A 3,962-nucleotide genomic window follows, 5' to 3' on the forward strand; every position below is an offset into this window, starting at 1 on the left:
CGCCAGTTTCGCGGTGATGCCGTAAATCGAAAGCTGGGGGTTGGCGCCGATCGAGGTGGGGAAAAGCGAGCCATCATGCACCGACAGGTTCACGACGTCACGATAGCGCCCGTTGGATGTCACTACCCCCAGTCGCGAGTCGTCCGACATCGTGCAGCCTCCCATCACGTGCGCTGAAACGACGCGCGTCAGCAGCGGCTTAAAGGGCAGGGCTTCGATGGATTTTTTGGCTGTTGCCCAATTCGAGTAAGGCGCCGCCATCTCGTGGACCGGATAGACCGATTTTGCGCCAGCAGCGAATTGTATCTCGGCCATCGATAAAAATGCGCGGCGTGCACCATCCCATACTGCTTCCGATATCGGATAGTCGAGCACCGGCGAGCCGTCACTACGGAGTTGCACTTCGCCGCCGATGGAATCTTCACTGAAGCCGTCCCGCAACAAGGCGATCAGCGCATGGGCATGGGCGAACTGCTTCATCAAGTCGGCATGCTGCGAGCCGTAGCCGGGCATGGTGGATGCGAACAGTAGTGGATGCAGCGGCGGCGCTTCAAGCTTGTAGCCGATCGGTCCATCAATCGCTTGCGTATCAAGAAAATGATCCGAGTAGATGGTTTGCGGCGCGCCGGCGAAACCATCGACTTTTTGATCGAACAGTCCGGCGGACAATACGGTCGGATGAAGAAAGGTACGCTTTCCCAGTTGTGTACTCGGATCCGGGGCATTGGAGCGCAGCAAGAGCGCAGGCGAGTTGATCGCACCGCCGGCGATGACGAAATGGCGTGCCCGGATGATGACTTTGAATCCTGATGCAGACAGTCCATTTGCGTCGAGCGCGGTGCAGTTCAGCGCCGTGACGGCATCGTTCCTGAATATGAGCTTTTCCGCCCTGGCGCGAGTAAGGAGGGTCGCGCCGTGCGACAGCGCTGAGGGCAGCGTTGTCACCAGCATCGATTGCTTGGCATTGGTTGGACAACCCATTCCGCAGTAACCCAAATTCCAGCAGCCCTTCACATTGCGCATGATTGCCGCTGCCGGTATGCCCAGCCTGGCTGCGCCGCGCTTCAGCAGATCATTGTTTTCATTCGGCGGCGTATGCCATACGCTGATGTTGAGACGTTGCTCCATCATCGCGAACCATGGGGCAAGCGCTTCAGACGTATAGTGCTTCAAGCCAAAATGCTTTTGCCAATGCAAAAGCGTGCTGTCGGGCGTCCGGAAACTAGATGTCCAATTGATGGTGGTCGATCCGCCTACGGTACGCCCCTGAAGAATATTGATCGCCTTGTCCATGGTCTTGCGCGCGGCGGATTCCTGGTACAGCGCCGGATATGCCTGCGCTTCCCGCATCTTGAAGTCTTTGGAGGACTTCAGCGGACCTTCCTCGATGATCACTACCTTCAAGCCAGTCAATGCAAGGATCTCGGCGGTGACGCCGCCGCCGGCGCCGCTTCCGACAATCGCCACATCCGCCTCGATCGTGCGGTCCTGCGTAAGGGCTGATGCGTCGATGACGGACCATCCGGAGGCGATGCCTGCTGCGAATGGGTCGGGAATCAGGTTCGAAGACATGGATTCAGCTCAATTCTTTCATCGGGCCGGGGTAGCCGATTGTTTGCCAGGTCGACTCGTCGGCGTACCACGAACCGGTAATGAGATCGTGCAAGGCATGATAAGCGCTCTGCATCAACGCGAAACGGTGGTTGCGCCAGCCTTCCAGGAACGCCTGGACCTGTTCCGGCGAGGCTTGCGGCCATTCCTCGGTCAGCCCGGCAAGCAACCGGCGGCTTGGTGCAAGGGTCAACAGGCCGAACAAATCCTGGATCTCTTTCTGGGTTGAAAGTGGCAAGCCTGAGATCGCGTCCTGCACGCGATGCAAGGCCGTGTCGATTGCCTCGACGGTCGGTACTATCGCGCCTTTGAGTACCACCGGAATGATTGCCGTCAGAACCGCTTTCGCGTCCTGGTTCATCCTGAAGGCTGCCGACTGGTCCGTTCCGTTGTGCAGGAAGCGATACAAGCCGCCAGCCGCCGTCAGGGTCAATGTGCCGATAAGGCCTGCTTTCAGGAAAACACGCCGGGATTGGATGTCTGCCATGTCTTTTATATTTGTGATTTTTCGCAGTGTACTCCAAGCGTCGGGCCTGTTTCCGCGGCGGACTAGAGCTTTCGTTCTAGAATTCCGCTTATCAAAATGAAGAACGCAGGGCATTCTTCATTTTTCGGGCGCCAACGCTTGTACGGCACATCATGTCCAAACAGGAAATTATTTTCAGGCTGCGCAAGGCATTGCATGACGCCGCTTCGCAGCGTCAATCCGTCAAGCAAAATGGTGACGTCCTCGCGGCCCGGCTTGCCGTCAAGCGCTTCCAGTCCTTAAGAATGGTGACCACCTATCGCGATCTTCTCGATTCCCCGGAGACCCGCGCCGCAGCGCTGTTCTTCCTTAACGACTTGTACGGGCCGGAGGACTTGACGCAGCGGGACAGCGATCTTGAACGCATCGTTCCAACGATGGAGAAGCTCCTTCCAGCCAGCGCATTGGAAACCATCACGGAGGCGCTTGAGCTCGACGCGCTTTCGGAACATTTGGATGCCGAAATGGCGTCGCGTCTCGGGGCAGAGTTTTCAGCGGCAGAGTACATGGAAGCCTACCGCTTGACTTCGCGTGCCGAACGGCAAAGGCAAATTGCGCATGTTAGGTCGGTGGGCAGCGCCTTGTGCGAGCTGGTCCGGCTTCCCTTGATCGGCGGTACGCTGAAAGTCATGAGAACACCGGCGAAACTGGCCAGACTGTCGGAGCTGCAATCATTTCTGGAGCGCGGATTCAAGGCGTTCAAGGAAATGCGTCGCCCTGATGCGTTCGTCGATACGGTGGTCCACCGTGAGAGTGGGATTCTTGGCAGGCTTTATGCCGGTGATCCAGAGCCATTCTGAAACTGGATGCTGAAGGGCTGCCGCACGAGCGGCTCTTCCGATTGTGATGCTCGATGCGAACAGCTGCTTGTGGATGTATGCATCTATTTCTTAGTCTGATCGGAAATTTGCCGCAATCAAGCTTGGTCGGGCACGTCAGTTACATCAACCAGCCGTGTTCCCGCGATGCGGTCGTGAAGGAATTGACGCTGCGGATCAGCGTAGATGGCCAGTGCCCATAGCACCATGTTTGCCAGCGGTATCACCACCAGCATCCAGCCCTGCGCGCCGATCGCCCGGGCCAATGCAAGGCCGGGCACGATCCAAAGCAAGGACAGGAAATAGCGTGCAATCGCCCGCAGAGTCGTCGGATCCCCGCCATTCCCGGCAACAAGCCTGATTCGCCATGTTTTCATTGCCAGCGTCTGGCCTCGATGCGTCCAGAACCAGACGAAATACAGGCCCAGCACGAGGAATAGCCAGTATTGCAATGCGCTGCGTAAATAGAGCGCGTGCCTTTGCTCGAGCAGCGTGGAGAATATCCATCCGGAGATGAAAAGAACGCCAAACAGCAGCATGGCTTCGTACACCATGCTTGCCAGGCGGCGTTTCAAAGTCGGGGCAGGGGGAAAGCTCAAGATTGATATTTACTTCGATACGGGTTGGGTCGCTTGCTGAAGTGGAAACTTGCCGGCCGCTTTCGGCGTCACGGATTCTTCCAGTACAGGCTTGGGCGTGGATTTGATCGGAGGTACAGGCTTGGTGGTTGCCTGGGACGGACGCGGTAATGTCGCAACGGTTTTTTTGGCGGCGGCGTCTGCAGCCAGCTTCTTTTTCTGTTCTTCCGAAAGCTGTTGATATTCCTGCCACTTCTCTGACTTCTGATCCGGGTTCAGTTTTTTTGCACGTGAGTAACTTTCCCGTGCGATCCGGCGCTCGTCCGGCGTAAGCTTCACCCATTCACGCATACGGTCCTGTACGCGTTGTTGTTCGTCAGGATTCATTGATGCGTACTTGTTGCCGATTGCAAGCCATTTCATCTTGCG

Annotated in this window: 5 protein-coding genes; 1 reads left to right on the forward strand and 4 read right to left on the reverse strand. The window is 57.0% G+C overall.

Going from position 1 to position 3,962, the window contains the following annotated elements; genetic code table 11:
- Together V7080_RS24590 and V7080_RS24595 are read right to left on the reverse strand one after the other, a co-directional pair.
- The coding region (locus V7080_RS24590) for a GMC family oxidoreductase (protein ID WP_334191008.1) at positions 1-1,572 on the reverse strand (1,572 nt) is incomplete at its 3' end.
- 4 nt (positions 1,573-1,576) lie between these two features.
- Positions 1,577-2,098, reverse strand: coding sequence for a hypothetical protein (locus V7080_RS24595; RefSeq protein WP_334191009.1), 522 nt, complete (start codon positions 2,096-2,098; stop codon positions 1,577-1,579).
- Between the two features lie 152 nt (positions 2,099-2,250).
- Between V7080_RS24595 and V7080_RS24600 the strand changes: the two genes are divergently transcribed.
- Positions 2,251-2,937, forward strand: coding sequence for an FFLEELY motif protein (locus tag V7080_RS24600; protein WP_334191010.1), 687 nt, complete (start codon positions 2,251-2,253; stop codon positions 2,935-2,937).
- Between the two features lie 116 nt (positions 2,938-3,053).
- On the opposite strand, the gene V7080_RS24605 is transcribed toward V7080_RS24600, so the two are convergent.
- Entirely contained in the window at positions 3,054-3,530 is a 477-nt protein-coding gene (locus V7080_RS24605; protein ID WP_334191011.1) for an RDD family protein, read from the reverse strand.
- 33 nt (positions 3,531-3,563) lie between these two features.
- A partial coding sequence (locus V7080_RS24610; RefSeq protein WP_334191012.1) for a DUF3106 domain-containing protein occupies positions 3,564-3,962 on the reverse strand: 399 nt, incomplete at its 5' end.

The sequence above is a fragment of the Noviherbaspirillum sp. genome, from assembly GCF_036846085.1.
GTDB lineage: Bacteria > Pseudomonadota > Gammaproteobacteria > Burkholderiales > Burkholderiaceae_D > Noviherbaspirillum.